The sequence below is a fragment of the Collimonas fungivorans Ter331 genome (assembly GCF_000221045.1).
Lineage (GTDB): Bacteria > Pseudomonadota > Gammaproteobacteria > Burkholderiales > Burkholderiaceae_D > Collimonas > Collimonas fungivorans_A.
In genome coordinates this window covers 3962622-3986063 of the sequence record NC_015856.1, presented here as the reverse complement: position 1 = coordinate 3986063, position 23442 = coordinate 3962622, and the positions used below count along the sequence as shown (strand labels likewise).

Sequence of the window (23442 nt, the reverse complement as noted above, 5' to 3'; positions counted from 1 at the left end):
CCATGTTCAGAATCAGTCTCGATGCGCTGCTGATCCTTGACGCCATCGACCGCCGCGGTTCGTTCTCCGCCGCCGGCAGTGAATTGCACCGGGTTCCTTCAACCATCTCCTACACCGTATCGAAACTGGAACAGGACCTGGGCGTGCAGGTCTACGAGCGCCAAGGGCCGAAGGTGGCCCTTACGCGCGCCGGCGCCGAATTGCTGAAGGAAGGGCGCTATCTGCTGAAAGCGGCGGAAGACCTGGAGCATCGTGTGCGCCGCGTGGCTTCCGGCTGGGAAACCGAACTGACGGTCTGCATAGACTCGCTGTTTTCGGTAGCGGCCCTGGAGTCCGACATATCCGCTTTTTGCAGCGTCGCCGATAAAACCCGCTTGCGTGTCGCCAGGGAATCGCTGGCCGGCACCTGGGAAGCCTTGCTGGAACGGCGCGTCGATCTGCTGATCGCAGCGCCAGGGCAGGGACCGGCGGGAGGCGGCTACATCGCCGAGCAGATGGGTACGATCTCTTTTGTATTCGTGGTGGCGCCGACGCATCCGCTGGCCAAGGTGAAGCGGGTGCTGGGCAAGGCCGAGCTGCTGCCGCACCGCGCCATCAGCGTGGCCGATTCGGCGCGCAAGATGGCGTCGCGCACGGTCGGCCTGCTGTTTGGGCAAGATACGCTGACGGTGCCTGACATGCGCAGCAAATACGACTTGCAGCTGGCCGGCATCGGCTTCGGCTTTTTGCCGGAGCCGTGCGCAAGCGCGGCGATTGCTTCGGGCGCCCTGATCGTGAAAGAAGTGGAGGAGCCGAAGCCGGATGAAATCTTTTCGCTGGCGTGGCGCACCGGCGACGACGGCGCCGCCTTGAGCTGGTGGATGGCGCGCATGCGCGACAGCGACGCCATGGCGCGCCTGATCCGCCATGTGCCGGGAGCGCTCTAAAAAAACAGGCCGGACAACGTAGCGTTGTTCCGGCCTGCCCGGCCTCTGCTTCGCCCGCCAGATCAATAAGGCAGGTCGAACAGCAATACTTCTGCGGCTTCGGCGTTGGCCAGCACGACCGCATTCTCGGCCGTCACCTTCACCGCGTCGCCGCCGTTCAGCTCGACGCCGTTAACGCTGACGCGGCCGCGTATCACATGCACATAAGCGTTGCGTCCATCTGCCAGCGTGTGCCGCAGCGGCTCGCCGCCGTTCAGGATCGCTGCATAGATCGACGCATCCTGATGGATCAGCACCGAGTTGTCGCGGCCGTCGGCCGATGCGATCAGGCGCAGCTGTTCCTGCTTTTGCGCAACCGTGAAATGCTTTTCCTCGTAGCTGGGCGGAATGCCGGTGACATTCGGCTTGATCCAGATCTGCAGGAAATGCACAGGCGCGGCAGCCGAGTGATTGAACTCGCTGTGGCGTACGCCGCTGCCGGCGCTCATCCTTTGCACATCGCCGTAATGCAGGACCGAACCGGTGCCCATGCTGTCCTTGTGTTCCAGCGCGCCGTCCAGCACATAGGAAATGATTTCCATGTCGCTGTGGCCGTGGGTGCCGAAACCTTGGCCGGCTTTTACCCGGTCTTCGTTGATCACCAGCAGCGGTCCGAAGCCGGTATGTTCAGCGTCGAAATAGTGGCCGAACGAAAATGTATGGTGCGAATTCAGCCAACCGTGATCGGCGACGCCGCGTTCTTCGCTTTTACGAATTTGAAGCATGATTTTCTCCGTCAGTGACTGCAGGCAGCGCCATTTTTCACTATGAAGAATGGTAGCGATGGCTGCAGTGTTGAAGCAACTGGAAGAAGTATGCGCGTTGCCAAATCAAAAGAAAAACGGAAAAAATAGGGGTGTATGTTCGAATTTATCGAACATTATGAAAATGCCTTTGTTTATGCGGCTGACCGGGCCATACATCAATCTTTGTGAGCGCCGTAAAGATTAAAAAAACGGGCATTACAACATAAAATTCGAAAATAGATAGCTGGATGGAAATTATTTACAACAAATGCGCGGCCAGCCGCCGGGATTTGAAGAAGGAAAGAGGGCGCCGCGATGACGGAAAAGCGGGCAGGCAAAAACAAAAAAGCCGCTTACATTTCTGCAAGCGGCTGCTTCTGCGTTTCTGTTTCTTGCTGCTTATTCGTGGTAGGCCGTGCGGGATTCGAACCTGCGACCAACGGATTAAAAGTCCGCTGCTCTACCAGCTGAGCTAACGACCCGAAAGACCGCTATTATATGTAAAGTGCATATGAGCTGTCAAACCCATATGCACTTTTATTTATATAATCTGCAAAATTAGATTTTGCCGCTCACTTGAGCGTGGCAAGGCGTTCCTTTGCTGTCTGGGCCGCCTGCGTGTTTGGATACTGCGACAGCAGCTGTTCCAGTGCGCGCTTGGACTGCGGCTTATTCTTCAGCTCGGTGTAGCTGCTGGAGATAGTCAACAGTGCGTCGGCCGCCTTGGGATTGTCGGCGTACTTGCTGACCACCACCTGCTGCGCTGCAATCGCATTCTTGTAATCGCGCAGGGCGTAATACGAGTTGCCCAGGAAATATTGCGCGGATGGCGCCAGGCCTGAGTCCGGGCTGGAGCGCACGAAATTCGAAAACGCCGTTGCCGCGGTTTTATAGTCGCCAGCCTTGAAGGTCGCCAGCGCTGCATCGTAGGCCTTCTGGTCGTTGGCGCCGATGCTCACTTCCTGGCCGTCGACGCTGACCTTCTGCGGCTCCAGCTTGCGCATGCGGGTATCGAGGTCGACGTAGAAATCTTTCTGGCGCTGCTGGGTATTTGCCAGCTCGTTGGTCAGCACTTCGATCTGTCCGCGCAGCTTGGCGATTTCCTGGTTCAGGCGATCATTCTGGTCGGACAGGTTGAGGGAACTGGTCTTGTCCGCCTTGGTATCGACCTTGGCATTCACCGCATCGATCTTGCTGCGTATATCCAATATCGCCCGACGTGCTTCATCGTCGTCAAACAGCCCGGCGCGGGCGGTCGGAGCGGAAAAAACCGCGGCCAGCATGGCCGCAGTCATCGTGGCTTTGAAGAACGTCCGCATCATTATTGATAAACGATGTCGGAACGGCGGTTTTCAGCGTAGGACGCTTCGTCGCTGCCGAGCGCCTTAGGCTTTTCCTTGCCCAGCGAAACTGCTTCGACCTGGGTGTCCGATACGCCTAACAACACCAATGCCTTGCGTACTGCCTCGGCACGTTTTTGTCCCAGCGCCAGGTTGTATTCGCGGCCGCCGCGGTCATCGGTATTGCCTTGGATGATGATCTTGCGGTTCTTGTGGCTGTTCAGATACTGGGCGTGCGCTTCAACTACTGACTTGAACTCGTCCTTGACGGTGTAGCTGTCGAAGTCAAAGTAAATGCTGCGCTTGGAGAGGATGCCGCCTGGCTGGTTCAGCGGATCGCTGGAACCGGCGTCAACCGTATTGACGGAACGGGTATCAGCACCGGTAGCGCCGCTGTCGACGACTGGGACTGCCTTGTCGTCCAGCTTGACAGGGGACGAGCAAGCGGCCAGCAAGATGGCGCTGGCAACGACGAGGGCAAAGTTTCTGATATTTAGCATTTTTAATTCTCCAGAGTGGGAAACGAACGTCGATTCAAAGTAACTACGTGATTATTTCATGAAAGGACCCCAAGTAGGCTCCCGTATATCGCCTGCCTGCATAGTTAAGCGCTGTTTTACGCGGCCGTCAACTGAGACCACTGCCAGCGAACCGCGGCGGCCCGATTCTGTGGCGTACATGATGTATTTGCCGTTCGGCGAAAAACTCGGGGATTCATCCTTGACGGTGTCCGACAAACGCTGTTCCTGGCCATTGGTCAGGTCCAGCGCATACAGCTGGAAGCGGCCGCCGCGCTGCGAGATATACGCCAGCGTCTTGCCGTCGGGCGAAATCCGCGGGCTGATGTTGTAAGTGCCGCCGAAGGTCACGCGCTGGGCGTCGCCGCCGCTGGCGCTCATCTTGTAGATTTGCGGGCCGCCGCTGCGGTCGCTGGTGAAGTAGATGTTCTGGCCGTCGGCCGAGAATTGCGGCTCGGTGTCGATGCCGTTGGTCTGGGTCAGGCGCCGCAAGCCGCCGCCGTCGGAGTTCACCACGTAGACTTGGGTCAGGCCGTCGCGCGCCAGCGCAATCGCCAGCTTGCTGCCGTCAGGCGACCACGACGGCGCCGAATTGCTGCCCTTGTAGTTGGCCACCACGATGCGCTGCTTGGTGATCAGGTTCTGCACGTAGACCACCGGTTTCTTGGCTTCGAACGAGACGTAGGCGACCTTGGTGCCGTCCGGCGACCAGGCCGGCGAAATGATCGGTTCGTTGGAGCGCAGCGCGACCTGGGTGCCTTCGCCGTCGGAGTCGGCGACTTCCAGCCGGTATTCCTTGCCGGCCTTGATGATGTAAGCGATGCGGGTAGCAAATGCGCCGCGTGCGCCGATCAGTTTTTCATAGATGTCGTCGGCGATCTTGTGGGCGGTGACCCGCGTGTACTGTGGCGCGGCAGCCATCGCCAGCGCCGACAGCTGGGCCGATTTGACGGTGTCCATCAGGCGGTAGCGGACGTCGAAACGGCCGTCGGCCAGGCGTTGCACGCTGCCGACCACCAGGGCGTCGGCGCCGCGCGCTTTCCAGTCGCCGAGGTTGACCTGGCTCGCTTCCGAGATGACATCGCCGGTGTCGATAATCTTGAAAAATCCGCTGCGCGCCAGGTCAGCCTTGATGATCGCTGTAACCTGTTGAGGCGCCAGGTCTTCGTTGCTGAAGCCGGCGATGGCGATCGGAATCTGGCTGGCGCCGACGCCGGAGGTTTCGATGCGCAGTTGGGCGTTGGCCGGGGCGCTGAACGCCACCGTGGCAAGCACAAGCCCCACGGCTGCGAATAGTTGGTGCAGTTTGTTTTTCATGGCTTACTGATCTTTCGGTTTATGGGTTCCGATGAAGCTGGACGGAACAGAACCCGTTTTGTCTTTTGGATAAGGCGCCGATTTCTCAATCGCTCGTTTGACTGCCTCGTCAAAACCGGAAACCCCAGAGGATTTCCTGAGGCGCACGCTCGCTACCGAACCGTCCGGCAGCAGTTGGACATCAAATTCCGCTGCCGGGTTTCCGGCCAAGCCTTCGGGCACGTTAAAGATGATGTTCGACTTGATCTTGCTGGCGACCTTTTGCGCATAGCCAGGATCGCCGCGCGGCCCTTGCGACTGGGCCGCGGTGCCGGTGCTGTTGGCCGGGCCGTTGCCGACTGCCTGGCCCAGCATGCGCTTCATTTCATCGCTGCGGCGCTTGGTTTCGGCGGCGGCCTCTGCAGCTGCCTGTTTCTTCTTGGCATCGGCTTCAGTCTTTTTGGCGGCATCCAGTTTTTGTTTTTCCTGGGCCGCGGCCTTGTCCTTGGCAGCTTTTTGCTCAGCCTCGGCCTTCAGCTTGTCTTTCTGCTCTTGTTCGTCTTGCTGTTTTTGCAATTTCCGCTGCTTTTCCAGTTCTTCCTGGCGCTGCAGGTCCTTGCGTTCCTGTTCTTTGCGTTTCTTTTCCTGTTCCAGCGCGATTTCCGGATCCGGCAACGGCGGCGCCACCACCTTCGGCGGCGTGGTGTCCTGGATCACCGGTTCCGGCTTCGGTTCCGGAGTCGGTTGCGGCACTGGTTCCGGCGGCGTCGGCGCGGCATCCTTGATCTGCGGATCCCAGACTTCGGCCTCGACGGCTATCGGCTGCGTACTTTGCCAGTGGATGCCGAACCAGAGGAAGGCAAACAAGGCGGCATGCACCGCCGCTGCAAGCAAGATGGCGCGTATGCTGCCGGGTTCTTTTGGTACGGAATACGGGGAGTTGCCTGTCATAACCTGATCGTCACTTTGTCGCCAGTCCGACGCGGTTAATGCCAAGCATCTTGGCTTCCGAAATGACCTTGATCACTTCGTCGTATTTGATGTCCTTGTCGGCCGAAATCATCACCGGCATGTCGGGTTTGTCGGCATGCAGCAGCTGCAGCTTCTGCTTCAGGCCGTTGCGCGGCACGCTCTCGGCCTTGCTGGTGCCGCTTTTCTGGCTGTTGATGCGCACGCTGGTGAGGTCGCCCGGTTTCAGGGTGATTTCGATGTATTCGGTCGGCGGCGTCGCCGATTTCGCCGCGTTCGGCAAATTGATCACGCTCGGATTGGTCAGCGGCGCCGACACCATGAAAATCACCAGCAATACCATCATCACGTCGATGTACGGAACGACGTTGATGTCCGCCTTGAATTTGCGGGTGCGGCCGCCGCGCATGGATGAGGAGCCGGACATTAGCGCGCCTGACGTTGCAAGATGTTGGAGAATTCTTCGATGAAGCTCTCGAAGCGGATGGCCAGGCGGTCGACATCATGCGAGAAACGGTTATAGGCAACCACCGCCGGAATCGCGGCGAACAGGCCGATTGCGGTGGCGATCAGGGCTTCGGCGATGCCGGGCGCAACCGCCGCCAGCGTAGCCTGTTGCACGTTTGCCAAGCCGCGGAACGCATTCATGATGCCCCACACGGTGCCGAACAGGCCGACATACGGCGATACCGAACCGACCGAGGCGAGGAAGGCCAGGTGCGATTCCAGCGCATCCATTTCCCGCTGGTAAGCCGCGCGCATGGCGCGCCGGGCGCCGTCCAGCAAGGCGGCGGAATCGCCCGCGCTCTTGTGGCCGAGCGAAGCCTTGACCTTGTTGAACTCATCCATGCCGGCTTCGAAAATGCGTTCCAGGGCACCGGTTTGGCCGGCGCCTTTGCGCCGGTTCGAGGTGGCGTCCTGGTACAGGGTAGCCAGGTTGCCGCCGGACCAGAATGCGCGCTCGAATTCTTCCGTCTGCGAACGGGCGCTGCGGATCGCGAACATCTTGCGGAAAATGTAAGTCCAGCTCATCACGGAGACTGCCAGCAGCAGCGCCATGACTAGCTGTACTAATACTGAAGCATTGGTGATGAGAGTGATAAACGAAAGATCTTGGGTGACATTCATGGATAGCGGTCTTGAGGAATGGTCTTAGGTTTAAGTAAAAGACCTTATTAAACAACGAATCAACGAATTGTAAACGTAAAGTGCTTACCGCCAAATTAGCAATTGGTGAAGGAATTGTTACCAGACGTTATCGCTTGCCCCGGATTTTGTTGCAATGTTGCTCAGACCACAGCGGGCGTCCGAAGGTTCAAGGGTTGCTGTAATGAACTATTTTCACTGAGTGCATTAAAGCAAGCTTTATGCCGCTGCAGCATGCCGGGCGCCGGGTTTGATGTTGTGCAATACCGGTTTCGGAATGCCTTGCGGCCGGAAAGTGACGGCGTTGACACAGGCTACGCTGATGCGGCCGGTCGCCAGCAGGGTTGGCTTATCCTCGCCCAGGCGCCAAGCTTGCTGGATGAAATCGACGCCGACGCGGCCAAGGCGCTCGACTACTACCGTCAATTCCAGTTCGTCATCCAGTTTGGCCGGCGCGTGGTAATCGACACTGGTGTTTTTCACGACGAACATGACGCCGTCGGTCTGTTCCAGCGTGCGCTGGCCGACGCCGGCCGCGCGCAGCCACTCGGTGCGGGCGCGCTCGAAAAATTTCAGATAGTTGGCGTAGAACACCACGCCGCCGGTATCGGTGTCTTCGTAGTAGACCCGGATACGCCAGCTGAAGTCTGCATGCGGGAGGGGAGTCATCTTGCTCATTGCCTGGCTTGCTTAGTTGCGCTTGATGCTCATGCCGGCAAAACCCTGGCAGGTAGGCATCATTTCAATGCGGTTGATATTGATGTGGGCCGGCAGGGTCGCGACCCAGTAGGCGGTATCGGCAATGTCGCCCGGCGTCAGCGGCTGTGTGCCTTCATAGACTTTGGCGGCCGCTTCGTCGTTGCCGCGGTAGCGCACATTGGAGAACTCGGTGCCGCCGCACAAACCCGGCGCGATATCGGTAGCGCGCACGCCGGTGCCCACCAGGTCGGCGCGCAGGTTGAGCGTGAACTGCTTGACGAAAGCCTTGGTGGCGCCGTACACATTGCCGCCCGGATAAGGGTATTCGCCAGCGATGGAACCGAGGTTGATCACCGTGCCGCGTCCGCGCGCCACCATGCCGGGCAGCACCAGGCGGGTCATGGTCACCAGGCCCTTGCAATTGGTCTCGATCATGGTTTCCCATTCTTCCAGCGAGGCTTGCTGCGCCGATTCCACGCCCAGCGCCAGGCCGGCGTTATTGACCAGCACGTCGATTTCCTGCCATGCCGGCGGCAGCGCAGCCAGCGCGCTGCTGATCGAGGCCTTGTCGGTGACGTCCATGACGATAGGCAACACTGCCGCGCCCAGTTCGGCGGCCAGCTGGTCCAGCCGGTCCTTGCGGCGGCCGGTAGCGATGACCTGATGGCCGTTCTTGGTGAATTTACGCGCCATTTCGGCGCCGAAGCCAGCGGTTGCGCCGGTAATCAAGACAATCATGGTCAATGCTCCTGTTGTTGCTTATCGGTTGCGTGTCGGTCCAGCCGGAAATTGTAGCCCAATTTGCCGGCGCGCTATTCCCTATCGCTGAAGTGCGGTAGTACGGTCGTATATTTGCTTTGGTGCAAGCCGCACCAGAACGTGACATAAAAACAGCCCCTGAACTTGGCGCCCTGGGGTGCTGCTGGCAGTAATGCCCCTTTTGGAGGAATGCCGGGCGTGGCATAAATATTGCTGATAAGTATTTTTCACCGCTGCCTACCATAGGGTTATAAAAAAATGAGACCTGGTTCCTCGAATCTGACCTGTGCGATTGCTGTGGCCGCAGCAACTTCCACACTACTGCTGGCTACGGCTTCAGCGCAACAGCTTGCCGCCGATGCGCCCGAGACAAAAAAATCGGCGAAGCAGAGCGACCAGATTGAAGCTGTGCTCGTTACGGCGCAAAAGCGCAAGGAAGATGCCAGCAAGGTGCCGCTCAGCATTTCGGTGATCAGCGGCGAGGAACTGCAAGCCGCGCACATCAACAATTTTGCAGACGTGACGCGGGCCATGCCGAACATCTCGTTCTCCGGCGCCAGCGGTTCCGGCGCGGGCCTGAGCAACATCGAAATCCGCGGCATCAGTTCAGCCGCCGGTTCGGCCACCGTCGGCGTCTACCTCGACGATGTCTCGATGACCACGCGCAACCTGTACAGCATGGGCAGTTCCGAACCGAAGTTCTTCGACATCGACCGCATCGAAGTGCTGCGCGGCCCGCAGGGCACGCTATATGGCGCCAGTTCGATGGGCGGCACCATCAAGTTCATCAGCAACCAGCCCAACCTGAAGGAGCGCGAAGCCAGCGTCTATTCCGAAGTCTCGGGAACCAAGGGCGGCGGCACCAACTACACTGTCAACGGCGTCGTCAACCAGCCCCTGATCCCGGGCGAACTGGCGCTGCGCATCGGCATCCAGACCGGCCATGAGAGCGGTTATATCGACCAGGTATCGCCGACCACCGGCAATGTGATCGCTTCCGGCATCAACGCCCAGGATTCGAGCGTGGTGAAGCTGGCGATGAAATGGCAGCCGACCCGCAACCTGAGCATCACGCCCTCGGTGTTCTACCAGGAAGTCAATTCCAAGGATATCGACGCCTCCTACCTGGACCTGCCCAAGAACCAGACCAGCAAGCTGGTGCGCGAGCCAGGCAACGACCGCCTGCTGGTGCCCAGCCTGACCGTCAATTACGACCTGGGCCAGGCCGACCTGATCTCGGTTTCCAGTTTCTACCAGCGCACCTTCAACCGCACCCAGGACGGCACCACCGTCAACAACCTCGGTTCGGCGGTGCCGGACACGCCGCCTGGCCTCGCCGCTGCCATCGGCGCCTTGCCATCGGCGGTGTACCTGCAGAACCAGGTGCGGCAGTTCTCGCAGGAATTCCGCGTCACTTCCAAGCCGTATGACCAGAAAGTCTCGCCGTTCACCTGGCTGGGCGGCGTCTATTACGCCAACCTGCATACCAATGTGACCGACAACGAACCGATCTTCGGCCTCAATGCGACTTACGCCGCGTTCGGCGCCAATCCGGCCGATCCGAGCCAGCTCGGGATCGCCTTCCCGAACGACAATTCCTATTTCAGCGAGCGCCACTACCGCACCGAGCAGAAAGCGCTGTTCGGCGAGCTGAATTATTATTTCGTGCCGACCGTGCACGGCACCGTCGGCCTGCGCTACCTGCAAGCTACCGACAGCCTGAGCCGCAACGGCGACGATTACTGGAACGGCGGCCCGACCAGTTCATCGGTCAGCAGCAGTTCTTCCAAGCTGACGCCGAAGTTTTCTCTGATCTGGGAAGTCGATCCTAACAATACCGTGTACACCTCGGCCACCGAAGGATTCCGCCTGGGCGGCAATACCCGTCCGATCCCGGCGTCGCTGTGCGCGTCCGACTTCGCCAATCTCGGCATTAGCGAAGCGCCGACTTCGTTCAAGTCCGACAAGCTGTGGAGCTATGAACTGGGCAACAAGTCGCGCCTGCTGGGCAACCGCCTGTCGGTCAACGCATCGGTCTTTTATATCCAGTGGGACGGCTTGCAGCAGGACATCGCGCTGCCCGGCTGCGGCTTCGATTACGAAACCAACGTCGGCAAGGCCAAGAGCTATGGCGCCGAGTTCGAGATCAAGGGCAAGCCGACGTCCAACATCCTGCTCGGCCTGTCCGGCGGCTACACCAAGGCGACCTTGTCGTCTGACGTGCCGTCGCTGAAAGCGCACGCCGGCGATCCGATCCAGGGCGTGCCTAAATACAACGTCAGCCTGACCGGCCAATATAGCTTCAACCTGACCGGCGATTATTACGGTTTTGCCCGTGCCGCCGCGCACTGGACCGGCAGCAGCCACGGCACCCTGGTGGCTACCGATCCGGATTACCAGCGCCCGGCCTACAGCACCGTCGACGCCAGCGTCGGCGCCACTTTCGATCGCTGGGAACTGACCCTGTTTGTCAAGAATGCAACCAATAGCGACAAGGTGATCCAGCGTCCGAACGTGCAGTCGGTATCGGAAGGCTACCGGATTGCGCCGCGCACGATAGGCATCAGCCTGGCGGGAAAGATATAAACGCTTGTAATTATTGTTTTTTTGGTAAATTTCACGCAAAAGCCGTCCTCCGGGGCGGCTTTTTTTATCCAGCGCCGAGGCCAGGGCCAATCTTGCCCAAACCAGGTGCTTCGCTTACAATAGCCGCACCATTTCGTCTCACGTGACTGGCGAAAAAACCGGACCGCGCGGATTCATAAGATCGCGGCGGCTTCGGCAAAAGGTGGGCATCCACCGGGAAGCGTGAGATTTCATCCGCCGTGCGCCTGGGCAGCCCTAATGGAAAGTACGACTGAGGCTGCCGCATTCCAAAATACCCTGGCCCTCATTCGATTTAGGCACACCCTTATCGATTGGAGTATCATATGTTCGAAAAAAACCATACCCTCGCCAATGTCGATCCGGAATTGTGGAGCGCCATCCAGAAAGAAAACCACCGCCAGCAAGAACACATCGAGCTGATCGCGTCGGAAAACTACACTTCGCCTGCCGTGATGGAAGCGCAAGGCACGCAGCTGACCAACAAGTACGCTGAAGGTTATCCAGGCAAGCGTTATTACGGCGGCTGCGAATTCGTCGACATCGCCGAGCAGCTGGCGATCGACCGCGTCAAGGAACTGTTCGGCGCCGAAGCCGCCAACGTCCAGCCTAACTCCGGCTCGCAAGCCAACCAAGGCGTGTTTTTCGCCATGCTCAAGCCAGGCGACACCATCATGGGCATGTCGCTGGCCGAAGGCGGCCACCTGACGCACGGCATGGCGTTGAACATGTCTGGCAAATGGTTCAACGTGGTGTCCTACGGCCTCAACGAAAAAGAAGAAATCGATTACGAAGCATTCGAACGCCTGGCGCACGAAAAGAAGCCGAAGCTGATCATCGCCGGCGCTTCGGCCTACGCCCTGCGCATCGATTTCGAGCGCATGTCTAAAGTAGCCAAGGCGGTCGGCGCTTACTTCATGGTCGACATGGCGCACTACGCCGGCCTGATCGCCGCCGGCGAATATCCGAATCCGGTGCCGCACGCCGACTTCGTGACGTCGACTACCCACAAATCCCTGCGAGGCCCGCGCGGCGGCATCATCCTGATGAAGGCCGAGTTCGAAAAAGCCATCAATTCGGCGATTTTCCCAGGCATCCAGGGCGGTCCGCTGATGCACGTCATCGCCGGCAAGGCGGTAGCGTTCAAGGAAGCGCTGACGCCGGAATTCAAGGCTTACCAGCAGCAGGTGGTGAAGAATGCCGACGCCCTGGCGAAAGCACTGATCGCACGCGGCTTGCGCATCGTTTCCGGCCGTACCGAATCGCACGTGATGCTGGTCGACCTGCGCGCCAAGAAGATCACCGGCAAGGAAGCCGAAGCGATCCTGGGTTCGGCGCACATGACTTGCAACAAGAACGCGATTCCTAACGATCCGGAAAAGCCGTTCGTCACTTCCGGCATCCGTGTCGGCAGCCCGGCGTTCACTACCCGCGGATTCAAGGAAGCGGAAGCGACCAAGGTCGGCAACCTGATCGCCGACGTGCTGGACAATCCGCATGACGCAGCGACCATCGAACGGGTCAAGGCCGAAGTCAAGAAACTGACCGACGCTTTCCCGGTATACGCAGCCTGATGCAGCGATTGCCGGTGTGCCGCGGGGCAGGCCGGCAATCGAGAGAAGTCATGGGCCCGGTGCAGCTTCTGCCCGGGCCCATGCGCCATATGACGCCAGTCTGGCCAGTTTGGCGCGCGGCCACGAAAAGGAATAATGTAGAGATGGAACTGCCGACATTGCACGCCGTTATAACCTTCGGATTACCGCCATCATGAAATGTCCATTCTGCCAGCATGAAGAAACCCAGGTGCTCGACACGCGCGTGTCGGAAGAGGGCGATTCGATCCGCCGCCGGCGCCGTTGCATGCAATGCGACAAACGCTTCACCACCTTTGAACGGATAGAGCTGGCGATGCCGGTGATCGTCAAGAAGAACGGCAGCCGCACCGACTTCGATCCGCTCAAGCTGCGCGCCAGCCTGATGCTGGCCCTGCGCAAGCGTCCGGTATCGGTGGAGGCGCTGGATGAGGCCTTGCAGCGCATCAAGGAAAAACTGCTGTCCAGCGGCGAGCGCGAAGTGCTGTCCGGCCATGTCGGCGAACTGGTGATGCGGGAACTCAAGCGCCTGGACAAGATTGCGTATATCCGTTTCGCCTCGGTCTACAAAAGCTTTGAAGACGTCGCCGAATTCCAGAACATGATCGAAGAGTTTTCCGGGCCGCCGAGCCGACGAAAGTAAATTCTTAAATACGCTAGCGCCGCTCAGTCCGGCGCTATTTTTTTGTCAGAATGATTGATAAAAGTGAAATAAAAAATCCAATAACCGGGAACTCTATATGCCTTTGCCGCGATCCTCCCTGCGCGCTGATGCAACCGGAATTGCGCCGGATTCTGGCCTGACCCTGGTCGAGGCCATGATCACGCTGGCGATCGCGAGCATCCTGCTGGGCCTGGCGTTGCCGTCCATGCGGGCGTTCGTGATCCAGAACCGGCTGGCCGCCGATACCAGCCAGCTGGTCGCCGCACTCACCCTGGCGCGCAGCGAGGCCATCCAGCGCGGCCGCGCGGTGCAGCTCTGCCGCAGCATAGATGCCGATTCTGCCGATGCGCTATGCAGCGCGGCAGCCACGGCCACGCGCGCCGCTGGCGACTGGGGCGCCGGCTGGCTGGTGCTGGCGGCCGACAGCCGGCAAATATTGTTGCGGCACGGCGCGCTGGATGAGGATGTCCAGGTTGTTGCCGGCAGGACGACGATCACCTACCACAGCGGCGGCAACACCAGCAGCAGCTTCACGAAGCTGGTCGTCAGCCATAACGATGAATTTGCGCGCACGATATGCATCGCCAACACCGGCCGCATCAGCGTAAAGCCGGATGCCAGCAAATGCTGAACATCGCTAGCCGCCGCAGGCAAGCTTGTGTCCACGGTGGGCTGTCGATGGTGGAATTGCTGGCGGCGCTGGCGATTGCATCCGGTCTGCTGCTGTTGAGCACGACGCTCTACCTGGGCGGCAAAGCCAGCTTCCGCCTGAACGAAGACAAGCGGCGCCTGTACCAGGACGGCAATTACGCCATGATCCTGATGGAAAGGGATCTGCGGCAAGCCTGGTTCGGCAATGTGGCGAGCGCGGTCTCGCCCGCAGGTACGGCGCCCATCACCGATTTCATCCTCGACGACGGTTCGCCGGCGCAAGGCTTGCGCGGCTGCGAGCACGGCTTCGTCAAGCCGCTGGGACCGGGAACGAAAGATTTCTCGTGCAGCCCGGAGGCCGGGATGGCCGCTTTTGAAGTCAGTTACCGCTCGGACGACTACTCCGATCCGTCCAGCGGCGCCGGCGTCGACTGCAACGGCGCGCGGCTGGCCGCGATTGCCGTGCCGCCCGACCATCCGGCCTATATGCTGGGGCCGCACGTGACCATTGCGCGCAATCTTTATTTTGTCGCGACGCGTGTCGGCGGCAGTGCAAACTCTCTTTATTGCCAGGGCAATGGCAGCGCGCAACCGGTGGTCAACAACGTCGAAGACCTGCAGCTGACCTTTGGCGTGGCTGCGGCTGGCGACGCAACGCGGCACCAGTTCCTGAACGCAACCCAGGTAGCCGCCTTGTCCGACGACCAGCGGCAAAACTGGGAACGGGTGGTCCGCGTCGGCCTGTGCCTGCAGCTGCGCGGCGAGAACAACCTGGCCATCGATCCGCAGCGCTATGTCGATTGCGCCGGCAGCGCCAGGGTGGCCAGCGATCGCCGTCTGCGCGCCGTATTCAAGCGAGTGGTGACCTTGCGCAACCGCGCCGCCGCCATGCCTTGAACCGGCTATAGAATGGCTTATAAACCGCTTATAAACTGTATCGCATATTAATTAACGATGGCGGCGGCATATTTTGTACAATCATTGCATCTCTCCTTTCTCACGGCTTTTACATGATTTCCAGGCTTTTCCCATGACCGCGGTTGAGCAGTTGATGTCGCAGGCTCTGCAGCTTGCCGAAAACGGCCTGCTGTCGAGCGCACCGAATCCCGCCGTCGGCTGCGTGATCGTCAAGGACGGCCAGGTCATCGGCAGTGGATTCACCCAGCCGCCGGGCGGCAACCATGCCGAGATCCAGGCGCTGCAGGATGCCGCCGCCAAGGGCCACGATGTGCGCGGCGCCACGGTGTATGTCACGCTCGAGCCGTGCAGCCATTTCGGCCGCACGCCGCCTTGCGCCGATGCGCTGGTGCTGGCCGGCGTGGCAAAGGTAGTGGCGGCGATAGGCGATCCTAATCCGCTGGTGGCAGGGCAGGGCATGGCGCGCCTGCAGGCGGCGGGAATCGCGGTCGAATCCGGCGTCCTTGCAGCGCAGGCGCGCGAGCTGAACATCGGTTTTTTCACGCGCATGCAAACCGGCAAACCCTGGGTCAGGCTGAAAGTGGCGGCCAGCCTGGACGGCAAGACCGCCTTGCATAACGGCCAGAGCCAGTGGATCACCTCGCAGGCGGCGCGCGACGACGGCCACATGTGGCGCGCCCGCGCCGGCGCCATCCTGACCGGCATCGGCACTGTGAAAGAAGATAATCCGCAACTGACGGTGCGCACCGTGCCGCCGATACTGCGGCAGCCGCTGCGGGTGATCGTCGACAGCAAGCTCAGCATCAGCCCGGATGCAAAAATCCTGGCGGGCGGCGGCAACCTGATTTTCAGCGCTACCGCCGATGCCAACAAACAGGCCTTGCTGGAGCAGCAAGGCGCGGAGGTCGTGGTGCTGTCGAACGCTGACGGCAAGGTCGATTTGCCGCAGGTGATACTCGAACTCGGCAAACGCCAGGTCAACGAATTGCATGTCGAAGCCGGCTCCAAGCTGAATGCCTCGCTGATCCGCGAACATTGCGTCGACGAATTGCTGGTCTACCTGGCGCCGTCCATCCTGGGCGACGGCCGCGGCATGTTCAGCCTGCCGGCGCTGGAGAACCTGGACCACAAGCTGAGCCTGAAATTCCATGAAATCAAGCAGGTTGGCGAGGATTTGCGTATCCTTGCACGATTCCGTTAATTTTCTATATTGTCATCATGTTCACTGGTATCGTCGCCGCCGTCGGCAAAATCACTTCCGTTAAACCGCTGGGTTCCAGCGCCGAGGATGGCGTCAGGCTGAAGATCGACGTCGGCGCCTTATCGCTGGCCGATGTTGCGCTGGGCGATTCGATTTCCCTGAACGGCGCCTGCATGACCGTGGTCGAGAAGGACGCCGGCAGCTTTGAAGTCGACGTTTCGCGCGAGAGTCTGAACCGCACCGTCGGCCTCGATGCCGCCGGCGAGGTCAACCTGGAAAAGGCCCTGACCCTGGCCGACCGCCTCGGCGGCCATCTGGTGTCGGGCCATGTCGACGGCCTCGGGCTGGTGCAGAAATTCGAACCGGTGGGTGAGTCCTGGGAACTGGTGATCAAGGCTGCGCGCGATCTTGCCAAATATTTCGCCTACAAGGGTTCGGTGGTGGTCAACGGCGTGTCGCTGACGGTAAACCGGGTCGACGACGTGGCCGACGGCTGTCTGTTTTCGATCAACCTGATCCCGCACACGATTGAAGTGACGTCGCTGAAACACCTGCAGGTCGGCAAGCAGGTCAACCTGGAAGTGGACTTGATCGCCCGCTATGTAGAACGCATGTTGAGCGTCGACCAGGGCGTGGTTCCCTAAGACGCTCGGCTATCCCGGAATTCGCTCATGAAAAAAGCCATCGCACCGCAGTTGTTGCTGCTGCTGATTACGCTGGTTGCGTGGTTTTCCATCGCCGCGCAATTTTCCATTTCCATCCCGATCCTGCTGGCCAAGGGCATGACCTACGGTGAAGCCGTCTGGCGCATGTTCGGCTACCTGACCATCCTGACCAATGTCCTGCTGGCGGTGTGCTGCACGCTGCTGCTGCTCAAGCCGGATTCCACGCCTGGGCGTTTCTTTTCCCGGCCTGGGGTGCTCACTGCAATGACTCTGTACATCATCATTGTCGGGCTTGGTTACAACCTGCTGCTGCGCAACCACGCGCCGTTCACCGGCCTGCACCGGCTGTCGGACGAGGGTTTGCACACCGTGGTGCCGTTGCTGTTCGTCCTGTACTGGCTGCTGTTTTCCGCAAAGAGCGGCTTGCAGGCAAAAGACAGCCTGCTGTGGCTGATCTACCCGCTGGCTTATTTCGCGATGGCGATGGTGCGCGGCGGCTTGTCGGGGTTTTATCCCTATCCGTTCCTGAATGTCATCCAGCTCGGTTATCCGCGAGTGATGGCCAATGCCGCCATGCTGCTGATGGGATTTTTCCTGATCGCGATGGCCCTGGTCGCCATCGCCCGGTATAGACGCCAGGACTTGGCGATTGATTAAGCTTCTCCGTGCGAAAAAGGCCACAATTTGCATAGAGAGATACATGTTGTTACAGGCCTTACGACTTGTACCTAGCGCAGCCTTCGAAAATTAGGTTAAATATAGTCATGTTTAACTCAAAGCCATCGAGACCTGCCATGAAAAATCCCATGCGCGTTGCCCTGCTCGGACTGCTTGCCGTCAGCCTGTTCTCGGCAGCCCCGGCGTTTGCCGGAGCCCATTGGTCGGTGAATATCGGTGTGCCGGGACCTGCTTATTACGCACCGCCGCCGGTCTATTACGCACCACCGCCGGTCTACTACGCACCGCCGCCGCCAGTGTACGTGCGGCCGCCTCCGGTCGTGGTGTACGGCGCTCCTGGCTACTATCCGCCGGCTTATTACGGCCGTCCGGGTTACTGGCGCGGAGACCGCGGCTGGCATGACCATTACTGGCATGACCGCGGCTGGCGCCGTTGATTTGCATCAGGCCACGCTGCCGGCCTCTGGCCTGCGGCGTGACTAAAAACAGACACCCTGCAATTTACTGTATGCATATACAGTAGTTATGGTACAGTGCAATTCCCCTCAACGAGATTGGAATTGCTGCCATGACGAACTTGGATATTACCTCCGGCTCCCGCTTTGGTATGGAGTCTACCCCTTCCTCAATCCTGATGCGCTTCGGCAAACGTGAGCTGTTCATCTGCCGCGATTTCTACAAGCGCCTCTATCGAAGCAACCCCATACTCGAATGCAATGCCGGCATCCAGGCTGGCCATCTTGAAATATTGCTGTTCCGCAAATGGCTGGTGGTCATGTCGAAAGCGCACTGACGCTGTTGCGGCATTGTCCCGATTGAATGGATTTTCGATTGGATATTTTACGTAATTGAAACAAATGCTCTAACTCACCACATGGCGCGATCTTCCCGCAGCTGTTAAATTTGTTGCCGTTGGCTTGTCCAGTCGCATAAATATAACCAGAGCGGGAGACGCACAGTGAATGACGAGTTCGACTTTGTGGTGATAGGCGGCGGTTCGGCCGGCAGCGTCATGGCGGGCCGCCTGACGGAAGATCCTGAAATATCGGTATGCCTGCTGGAAGCTGGCGGCAGCGGCGACAGCTGGATGGTGAAGATGCCGGTCGGCGCGGTTGCCATGGTGCCGACCCGGATCAACAACTGGGCTTTCGAAACCGTGCCGCAACCCGGCCTCAACGGCCGCCGCGGCTACCAGCCGCGCGGCAAGGCGCTGGGCGGGTCGTCGGCGCTCAACGCCATGGTCTATATCCGCGGCCATCGCTCCGATTACGATCATTGGGCCCAGCTCGGCAATAGCGGCTGGTCGTTCGACGATGTGCTGCCTTATTTCAAGAAATCAGAGCATAACGAACAGTTTTCCAACGCCTGGCACGGCCAGGACGGCCCTTTGTGGGTCAGCGACCTGCGCAGCGACAACCCGATCCAGCAGCACTACCTGGAAGCCGCGCGCCAGGCAGGTTATCCGCTCAGTGCGGATTTCAACGCCGAGCAGCAAGAAGGACTGGGCGTTTACCAGGTCACGCAAAAAAACGGCGAGCGCTGGAGCGCGGCACGCGCCTACCTGATGCCGCACCTGGGACAGCGCAGCAACCTGCTGGTGGAAACCGGCGCCTATGCCGAACGCCTGATCATCGAGCAGGGGCGGGCGGTCGGCGTCGAAGTCAGGCAAGGCGGCAAGTTGCGCATATTGCGTGCGCGGCGCGAAGTGATCCTGGCCGCCGGCGCTTTCCAATCGCCGCAATTGCTGATGTTGTCCGGCATCGGCGACGGCACCGAACTGCGCAAGCTCGGCATCCAGGTCCGCCATCATTTGCCCGGCGTCGGCAAGAACCTGCAAGACCATCCGGATTTTGTGTTCTGCCACAAATCGGACAGCCTGGATACCTTCGGCATCTCGGCCAGCGGTTCGCTGCGCATGCTAAAGGAACTGAAGCGCTTCCGCCATGAGCGGCGCGGCATGCTCACCAGTAATTTCGCCGAATGCGGCGGGTTTTTGAAGACCCGGCCGGATTTGCCTGCACCCAACCTGCAGCTGCATTTCGTCATGGCCGGCGTCGAAGACCATGCGCGCAAGCTGCATCTCGGCCACGGCTTTTCCTGCCATGTCTGCCTGCTGCGGCCGCAGAGCAAGGGCGACGTCAGTCTGCGCAACACCAATCCGCAGGACGCGCCGCTGATCGACCCCAAGTTCCTGGACCACCCGCAAGACCTGGAAGACATGGTGGATGCTTTCAAGATGACACGCAAACTGCTCGAGGCGCCGGCCCTGGCTGCCTACAGCACACGCGACATGCGCACTGCGGATGTGGAATCAGACGAGCAGATTCGCGCCATCCTCAGGCAGCACGTCGATACGGTCTACCATCCGGTCGGCACCTGCAAGATGGGCGTCGACCCGGCCGCCGTGGTGGATTCGACCTTGCGGGTGCGCGGCATCCAGGGCCTGCGCGTGGTCGATGCCTCGATCATGCCCACCCTGATCGGCGGCAATACCAATGCGCCCACCATCATGATCGCTGAAAAGGCGGTGGACTTCATCCGCCAAGGACGATGATGCCGGCTCACCAGGCCGCGCAGGGCTCGAAACCGGCGGACACCATCTTGCTTACCCGGCACCTGATCCTGGAGCCGCTGGTGGCTGCGCACGCCGCGGCGCTGTATCCGACTGGGCTTCAAACGGCATTGTTACCAATGCCGATTATTTCAAAAATGACAATAGCGGCGAATATCGCTATCGCTACGCGAAAATAGCCTGACAAGACAAGTGGTATATGCGCTTGTTGGTGCAAAACAACGCTATGTTGCGGCGCATGATGACTGTTAAAGTTTTTTGGATCAGTATCGCTTCACGCAAAAAAGAGTCCATCTCTCTAGAGGTGAGGAGACAGGGAAAGCCCGCATCGTTAAAGATAGCGGGCTTTTTATATTCCAGGATGGGTTCGGCGGCCGGCCTGATATTCATGAACCTTATATAAGGAATCAGAAATAAGAATTGGCCATATGTGCCTGGTTTTTATATGCTGCGATGCATCAACACAGTCTATCTAACCGGAGCCCTACTATGACTTTCGTTCAAGCCCTGCCTTTACTCGCCGTTGTCGCCGCTTTTGCCCTGCGTTTCTACCTGTCGAAAAAAATCGGCAACAGCCAGAAGTAATTCTCGGCCGGCAGCCGGGTTGCCGTAGCCCAGAGCGGCCAGTCGCAAGCCGGTCAACAAGACCCGCGCTTAGCCTGGCACGACCGCGGTCCGCATCACCGGGTACAGGTTAAAACGCTCGTCCCAGGAAGAATGGCGGCGCGCGAAAAACTCCAGTCGCGCTGCCGGGTCTTTGGCAAATTCAGGATCGTCCGCCAATTTCTTCTTGAACTCGGCCGCCAGCACTGGATCCGCCGCCAGCTGTTCGCGCGCGACATCCTCCGCCACATACGCCTCCATATATTCTTTCTTCTCGAACGCATTGTTGAATTCGCCCCAGGCCGCCAGCGAGTCCGGCGCCTGCGGCTCCAGCAATGCCATCACCAGCCGCGCCTTGGCCTGGGCGATCGGTACGAACAGGGCGCCGGCGCCAAGGTCGCGGGTTTCGCCATGCCATGTCCCTTCCAGCTTGAGAAGCTGATGGCTCTCCATCGATTGCGCCGCGAAACTGGTTTTGGTGGCGCGGAAAGTTTCCAGCGCCACCCGGTTCAGCGCCGCCGGCAGTACGCGGAAAGCGATGCCGTGCTGCTGCAGTTTTTGCCCGACCCAGGCAGCGTGCGCTGCCGGCACCAGGTAGCCGGCCTGCGGCGCGTTGACGCTGACGTCGGGCAGCAGCTCGTCGCGCACCGTGACATTCCAGATTTGCGGCTTGCTCTCATCGTAGCGCGTCATCAGCGCGCCCGAAATATCTGACTGGGTACGCGTATATTCATAACCGCGGAACGCCACCGGGCGGGTCTTTTCGCTTGCCTCGTAGCTCAGCGCAACCGGCTGGCCGCCCAGCTTGGCGGCGCGCAGGTCTGCCTGCTGCGCGGTCTTCAGCCAAGCGTCGCCGTGCGCAGCGATCTGCGCCATGATCGAGACGATGGTGTTGTGCGTGATGCGCACCCGGGTCGGGTAGTCTTTCCAGGAATGGGTTTCGACCAGCATGCCGAAGCGGTTGCGCAGATGGAAATAACCGGTGGAAAAGCGCGGCGGCGAGACGCCGTCGACAAAACCTGAACTAGGGTCGTCGTCGACCTTGAACGACATGTAGAACGGCAGCGGCAGCGAACCCTGCTTGCTCAAGTCGCTGATCACGGCGTCGCGCAGCGCCTCGCCATCCTTGCGCTGGGCCAGGTCGCTGGCGTGCACCGGCTCGACCTGGATCGAAACGTCATGCTCGAACTTGGCGCCGTCAGTCACGTGCAGGTCGATATAAGCCAGCGGATCCCAGCGGTTGACCAGCTGCAGCATGGCTTGCATTTCCGGTGCGTCGGCTTTTGCGTAGTCGCGGTTCAGGTTGAAGTTCTGGCCGGTGGTGCGCCAGCCCATTTCTTCCGGACCGCGCTGGTTAGGGCGGTTCCAGCGGCCGAAGCGCTCATGGCCGTCGATATTGAACACCGGTACGAAGAGCAGCACCTGCTTGTTCAGCACGCTGTTGGCGGAAGTGTCTTGCAAGGCCTCGCGCAGGGCCAGGAAACCGGCGTCCTTGCCGTCGATCTCGCCGGCGTGGATGCCGCCTTGTATCAGCAGCACCGGCAAATTACGCTGGTGCGCGGCTTCCGCAGTCAACGCGCCGCTGCGCGAGACGATCAGGGCCAGCATTGGCCGGCCTTCAGGGGTACGGCCGAACTCGGTGCAGCGCACCTGCTTCGGATAAGCTTTCTGAAAAGCCGCGCAAAGCGCGATGACTTCTTCGTAACGCCCGGTTTTCTGGAAGCCGGAACGTTCGGCCACCGTACTCAGCGGATCGGCGGCCTGGGCGAAGGGAGTGACGGAAAGGGTAAGCAGGGCGGACAACACAGCAGAACGCAGCATGAATCAAGCTCCAACGGTTGGATGATGAATAACAAAATGGTTGGAGGATTCTAGCGCGCCTGCCGGAATATTGCTTAGTGGCATTCAATGGCATTCAGTTGTCTGCCTGGCAGCGTCCGCGGATGCAATCGAGGGCGCCGCCGTGTGCATTTTTCAGGCAGCCGCATGCCGCCAATGCGCGCGCAGTTCCGCGTTGAATGCCTGCCAGCGCTCTTCCGGGAAGAACAGGCGGGCGCCATCCAGTTGCACCCGCCGGCGTGTGCCAGGAATGGTCTTCTCAAGCCAGTGCGACCACTCCACGTCAAAAAATATGTCGTCGCTGCCCCAGGCGATCAGCGTCGGCGCGTGGAGTTTTTTTAGCTGCGCTTCCACCGACACCGTATCCGCGCAATCGAACGCCGCCAGGAACCGTTCCAGGTCGCGCGTACGCTCGGCGCTGGCCAGATGGGGGCGCAAATAGATTTCGATTGCCTCATCGCTCACGCTGGCCGGATCTTCGTACGCCGGGCCAAGTGCGTTGACGGACCGGTAGAATCCTTTGTCGGACAGCATGGTATGCAGCGCCCCGCTCAGGCCGCCGCCGGCGGACAGGGCCAGGAACGGCTTGAATGCCTCCGGCGGCCAGTTGTCGTGGGTATCGCAGTCGGTCAGGGTGAGGCTGCGCACGCACTGTGGATTGGCTGCGGCAAAAATCTGCGCCATGCCTCCACCGCCGTCGTTGCCGACCAGGTCGACGCTGTCGATCTCCAGCGCATCCAGGAACTGCCGCAGCATCAGGGCGTTTGCCGCCGACGACACATCCTGGTCCGGCTTGATCTCGGTCGCGCCGTGGGCCAACAGGTCGACGGCGATGCAACGCCGTATCGCGCTTAGCTCGGACAGCTGGTGGCGCCATAAATAGCCGTTCACCAGCACGCCGTGCACGAACAAGGCAACCGGCCCTGTACCTTGTTCGACATAGCTGATGCGGCCCGAAGGCGTGTCGATGAACTTGCGCAGTGCTTCAAAATCATTCTTGTTCATGGTCGTGTGCTT

Annotated in this window: 23 protein-coding genes, 1 tRNA gene and 1 riboswitch; of the genes, 12 read left to right on the top strand and 12 right to left on the bottom strand. The window is 59.9% G+C overall.

The genetic code is table 11. The annotated features are described in order from the left end of the window. Nucleotides 1-2: 2 nt before the first annotated feature. Nucleotides 3-926, top strand: coding sequence for a LysR substrate-binding domain-containing protein (locus CFU_RS17745; protein WP_014007387.1), 924 nt, complete (start codon nt 3-5; stop codon nt 924-926). Nucleotides 927-988: 62 nt separating this feature from the next. Here CFU_RS17745 and CFU_RS17740 read toward each other — a convergent pair whose 3' ends face one another. The 10 genes from CFU_RS17740 to CFU_RS17695 all read right to left on the bottom strand — a co-directional run bounded on the left by CFU_RS17740 (nt 989) and on the right by CFU_RS17695 (nt 8417). After that, nucleotides 989-1690, bottom strand: coding sequence for a pirin family protein (locus CFU_RS17740; protein WP_014007386.1), 702 nt, complete (start codon nt 1688-1690; stop codon nt 989-991). A gap of 427 nt (nt 1691-2117) precedes the next feature. After that, nucleotides 2118-2193: transfer RNA gene (locus tag CFU_RS17735), tRNA-Lys, on the bottom strand. Between the two features lie 90 nt (nt 2194-2283). Continuing rightward, complete coding sequence (ybgF, locus tag CFU_RS17730) at nt 2284-3030, bottom strand: tol-pal system protein YbgF (RefSeq protein WP_041742318.1); 747 nt, start codon at nt 3028-3030, stop codon at nt 2284-2286. Between the two features lie 2 nt (nt 3031-3032). Next, nucleotides 3033-3551: a peptidoglycan-associated lipoprotein Pal gene (gene pal / locus CFU_RS17725; RefSeq protein WP_014007384.1), complete on the bottom strand. Its 519-nt coding sequence runs from the start codon at nt 3549-3551 to the stop codon at nt 3033-3035. Nucleotides 3552-3602: 51 nt separating this feature from the next. After that, on the bottom strand, nt 3603-4886 hold the full coding sequence (gene tolB, locus CFU_RS17720) for a Tol-Pal system beta propeller repeat protein TolB (protein ID WP_014007383.1): 1284 nt from the start codon (nt 4884-4886) through the stop codon (nt 3603-3605). Nucleotides 4887-4889: 3 nt separating this feature from the next. Next, nucleotides 4890-5816, bottom strand: coding sequence for a cell envelope integrity protein TolA (tolA, locus tag CFU_RS17715; RefSeq protein ID WP_041742316.1), 927 nt, complete (start codon nt 5814-5816; stop codon nt 4890-4892). A 10-nt stretch (nt 5817-5826) separates the two neighbouring features. Next, entirely contained in the window at nt 5827-6261 is a 435-nt protein-coding gene (locus CFU_RS17710) for a biopolymer transporter ExbD (protein ID WP_014007381.1), read from the bottom strand. After that, nucleotides 6261-6962, bottom strand: coding sequence for a protein TolQ (gene tolQ / locus CFU_RS17705; RefSeq protein WP_014007380.1), 702 nt, complete (start codon nt 6960-6962; stop codon nt 6261-6263). Before tolQ ends, CFU_RS17710 begins: the two co-directional genes overlap by 1 nt. Before the next feature lie 237 nt (nt 6963-7199). Beyond that, a complete protein-coding gene (ybgC, locus tag CFU_RS17700) occupies nt 7200-7658 on the bottom strand; it encodes a tol-pal system-associated acyl-CoA thioesterase (RefSeq protein WP_014007379.1) in 459 nt (152 codons plus the stop codon). Between the two features lie 12 nt (nt 7659-7670). Continuing rightward, nucleotides 7671-8417 carry an SDR family NAD(P)-dependent oxidoreductase gene (locus CFU_RS17695; RefSeq protein ID WP_041742314.1) on the bottom strand — a complete coding sequence of 249 codons (747 nt, stop codon included), beginning with the start codon at nt 8415-8417 and terminating at the stop codon, nt 7671-7673. A gap of 279 nt (nt 8418-8696) precedes the next feature. Between CFU_RS17695 and CFU_RS17690 the strand changes: the two genes are divergently transcribed. The 11 genes from CFU_RS17690 to CFU_RS17640 all read left to right on the top strand — a co-directional run bounded on the left by CFU_RS17690 (nt 8697) and on the right by CFU_RS17640 (nt 19965). Beyond that, on the top strand, nt 8697-11024 hold the full coding sequence (locus tag CFU_RS17690; protein ID WP_014007377.1) for a TonB-dependent receptor: 2328 nt from the start codon (nt 8697-8699) through the stop codon (nt 11022-11024). 132 nt (nt 11025-11156) lie between these two features. Continuing rightward, nucleotides 11157-11282, top strand: a riboswitch (ZMP/ZTP riboswitch). Between the two features lie 86 nt (nt 11283-11368). Next, entirely contained in the window at nt 11369-12616 is a 1248-nt protein-coding gene (gene glyA / locus CFU_RS17685) for a serine hydroxymethyltransferase (RefSeq protein WP_041742311.1), read from the top strand. Between the two features lie 193 nt (nt 12617-12809). After that, complete coding sequence (nrdR, locus tag CFU_RS17680) at nt 12810-13277, top strand: transcriptional regulator NrdR (protein WP_014007375.1); 468 nt, start codon at nt 12810-12812, stop codon at nt 13275-13277. Between the two features lie 97 nt (nt 13278-13374). After that, nucleotides 13375-13929 (top strand): GspH/FimT family pseudopilin, encoded by a 555-nt coding sequence (locus CFU_RS23425; protein ID WP_014007374.1) that lies wholly within the window; start codon nt 13375-13377, stop codon nt 13927-13929. After that, nucleotides 13923-14846: a PilW family protein gene (locus CFU_RS23420; protein WP_014007373.1), complete on the top strand. Its 924-nt coding sequence runs from the start codon at nt 13923-13925 to the stop codon at nt 14844-14846. Before CFU_RS23425 ends, CFU_RS23420 begins: the two co-directional genes overlap by 7 nt. A 133-nt stretch (nt 14847-14979) precedes the next feature. Further along, the gene (ribD, locus tag CFU_RS17665; RefSeq protein ID WP_041742309.1) at nt 14980-16068 is read left to right on the top strand and encodes a bifunctional diaminohydroxyphosphoribosylaminopyrimidine deaminase/5-amino-6-(5-phosphoribosylamino)uracil reductase RibD; all 1089 of its coding nucleotides are present in this window, start codon (nt 14980-14982) and stop codon (nt 16066-16068) included. Between the two features lie 17 nt (nt 16069-16085). Further along, nucleotides 16086-16712 carry a riboflavin synthase gene (locus CFU_RS17660; RefSeq protein ID WP_014007371.1) on the top strand — a complete coding sequence of 209 codons (627 nt, stop codon included), beginning with the start codon at nt 16086-16088 and terminating at the stop codon, nt 16710-16712. A 27-nt stretch (nt 16713-16739) separates the two neighbouring features. Continuing rightward, nucleotides 16740-17390, top strand: a complete 651-nt coding sequence (locus CFU_RS17655) for a Pr6Pr family membrane protein (RefSeq protein ID WP_014007370.1) — start codon at nt 16740-16742, stop codon at nt 17388-17390. Nucleotides 17391-17527: 137 nt separating this feature from the next. Then, nucleotides 17528-17848 carry a hypothetical protein gene (locus CFU_RS17650; RefSeq protein WP_041742307.1) on the top strand — a complete coding sequence of 107 codons (321 nt, stop codon included), beginning with the start codon at nt 17528-17530 and terminating at the stop codon, nt 17846-17848. Nucleotides 17849-17979: 131 nt separating this feature from the next. Then, nucleotides 17980-18204 carry a hypothetical protein gene (locus tag CFU_RS17645; protein ID WP_014007369.1) on the top strand — a complete coding sequence of 75 codons (225 nt, stop codon included), beginning with the start codon at nt 17980-17982 and terminating at the stop codon, nt 18202-18204. 219 nt (nt 18205-18423) lie between these two features. After that, entirely contained in the window at nt 18424-19965 is a 1542-nt protein-coding gene (locus tag CFU_RS17640; protein ID WP_425304707.1) for a GMC family oxidoreductase, read from the top strand. 672 nt (nt 19966-20637) lie between these two features. On the opposite strand, the gene CFU_RS17625 is transcribed toward CFU_RS17640, so the two are convergent. Further along, complete coding sequence (locus CFU_RS17625; protein WP_014007366.1) at nt 20638-22407, bottom strand: M14 family metallopeptidase; 1770 nt, start codon at nt 22405-22407, stop codon at nt 20638-20640. 153 nt (nt 22408-22560) lie between these two features. Beyond that, on the bottom strand, nt 22561-23430 hold the full coding sequence (locus tag CFU_RS17620) for an alpha/beta fold hydrolase (protein WP_014007365.1): 870 nt from the start codon (nt 23428-23430) through the stop codon (nt 22561-22563). Nucleotides 23431-23442: the final 12 nt, after the last annotated feature.

Coding starts and splice junctions, on each gene's coding strand:
- ribD (WP_041742309.1), top strand. CDS start 14,980: ATGACCGCGGTTGAGCAGTTGATGTCGCAGGCTCTGCAGCTTGCCGAA.
- CFU_RS23425 (WP_014007374.1), top strand. CDS start 13,375: ATGCCTTTGCCGCGATCCTCCCTGCGCGCTGATGCAACCGGAATTGCG.
- tolA (WP_041742316.1), bottom strand. CDS start 5,816: ATGACAGGCAACTCCCCGTATTCCGTACCAAAAGAACCCGGCAGCATA.
- CFU_RS17695 (WP_041742314.1), bottom strand. CDS start 8,417: ATGATTGTCTTGATTACCGGCGCAACCGCTGGCTTCGGCGCCGAAATG.
- nrdR (WP_014007375.1), top strand. CDS start 12,810: ATGAAATGTCCATTCTGCCAGCATGAAGAAACCCAGGTGCTCGACACG.
- CFU_RS17650 (WP_041742307.1), top strand. CDS start 17,528: ATGAAAAATCCCATGCGCGTTGCCCTGCTCGGACTGCTTGCCGTCAGC.
- CFU_RS17620 (WP_014007365.1), bottom strand. CDS start 23,430: ATGAACAAGAATGATTTTGAAGCACTGCGCAAGTTCATCGACACGCCT.
- tolB (WP_014007383.1), bottom strand. CDS start 4,886: ATGAAAAACAAACTGCACCAACTATTCGCAGCCGTGGGGCTTGTGCTT.
- CFU_RS17710 (WP_014007381.1), bottom strand. CDS start 6,261: ATGTCCGGCTCCTCATCCATGCGCGGCGGCCGCACCCGCAAATTCAAG.
- CFU_RS17740 (WP_014007386.1), bottom strand. CDS start 1,690: ATGCTTCAAATTCGTAAAAGCGAAGAACGCGGCGTCGCCGATCACGGT.
- ybgF (WP_041742318.1), bottom strand. CDS start 3,030: ATGCGGACGTTCTTCAAAGCCACGATGACTGCGGCCATGCTGGCCGCG.
- pal (WP_014007384.1), bottom strand. CDS start 3,551: ATGCTAAATATCAGAAACTTTGCCCTCGTCGTTGCCAGCGCCATCTTG.
- tolQ (WP_014007380.1), bottom strand. CDS start 6,962: ATGAATGTCACCCAAGATCTTTCGTTTATCACTCTCATCACCAATGCT.
- CFU_RS17690 (WP_014007377.1), top strand. CDS start 8,697: ATGAGACCTGGTTCCTCGAATCTGACCTGTGCGATTGCTGTGGCCGCA.
- ybgC (WP_014007379.1), bottom strand. CDS start 7,658: ATGAGCAAGATGACTCCCCTCCCGCATGCAGACTTCAGCTGGCGTATC.
- CFU_RS17655 (WP_014007370.1), top strand. CDS start 16,740: ATGAAAAAAGCCATCGCACCGCAGTTGTTGCTGCTGCTGATTACGCTG.
- CFU_RS17640 (WP_425304707.1), top strand. CDS start 18,424: ATGGCGGGCCGCCTGACGGAAGATCCTGAAATATCGGTATGCCTGCTG.
- CFU_RS17660 (WP_014007371.1), top strand. CDS start 16,086: ATGTTCACTGGTATCGTCGCCGCCGTCGGCAAAATCACTTCCGTTAAA.
- CFU_RS17625 (WP_014007366.1), bottom strand. CDS start 22,407: ATGCTGCGTTCTGCTGTGTTGTCCGCCCTGCTTACCCTTTCCGTCACT.
- CFU_RS17645 (WP_014007369.1), top strand. CDS start 17,980: ATGACGAACTTGGATATTACCTCCGGCTCCCGCTTTGGTATGGAGTCT.
- CFU_RS23420 (WP_014007373.1), top strand. CDS start 13,923: ATGCTGAACATCGCTAGCCGCCGCAGGCAAGCTTGTGTCCACGGTGGG.
- CFU_RS17745 (WP_014007387.1), top strand. CDS start 3: ATGTTCAGAATCAGTCTCGATGCGCTGCTGATCCTTGACGCCATCGAC.
- glyA (WP_041742311.1), top strand. CDS start 11,369: ATGTTCGAAAAAAACCATACCCTCGCCAATGTCGATCCGGAATTGTGG.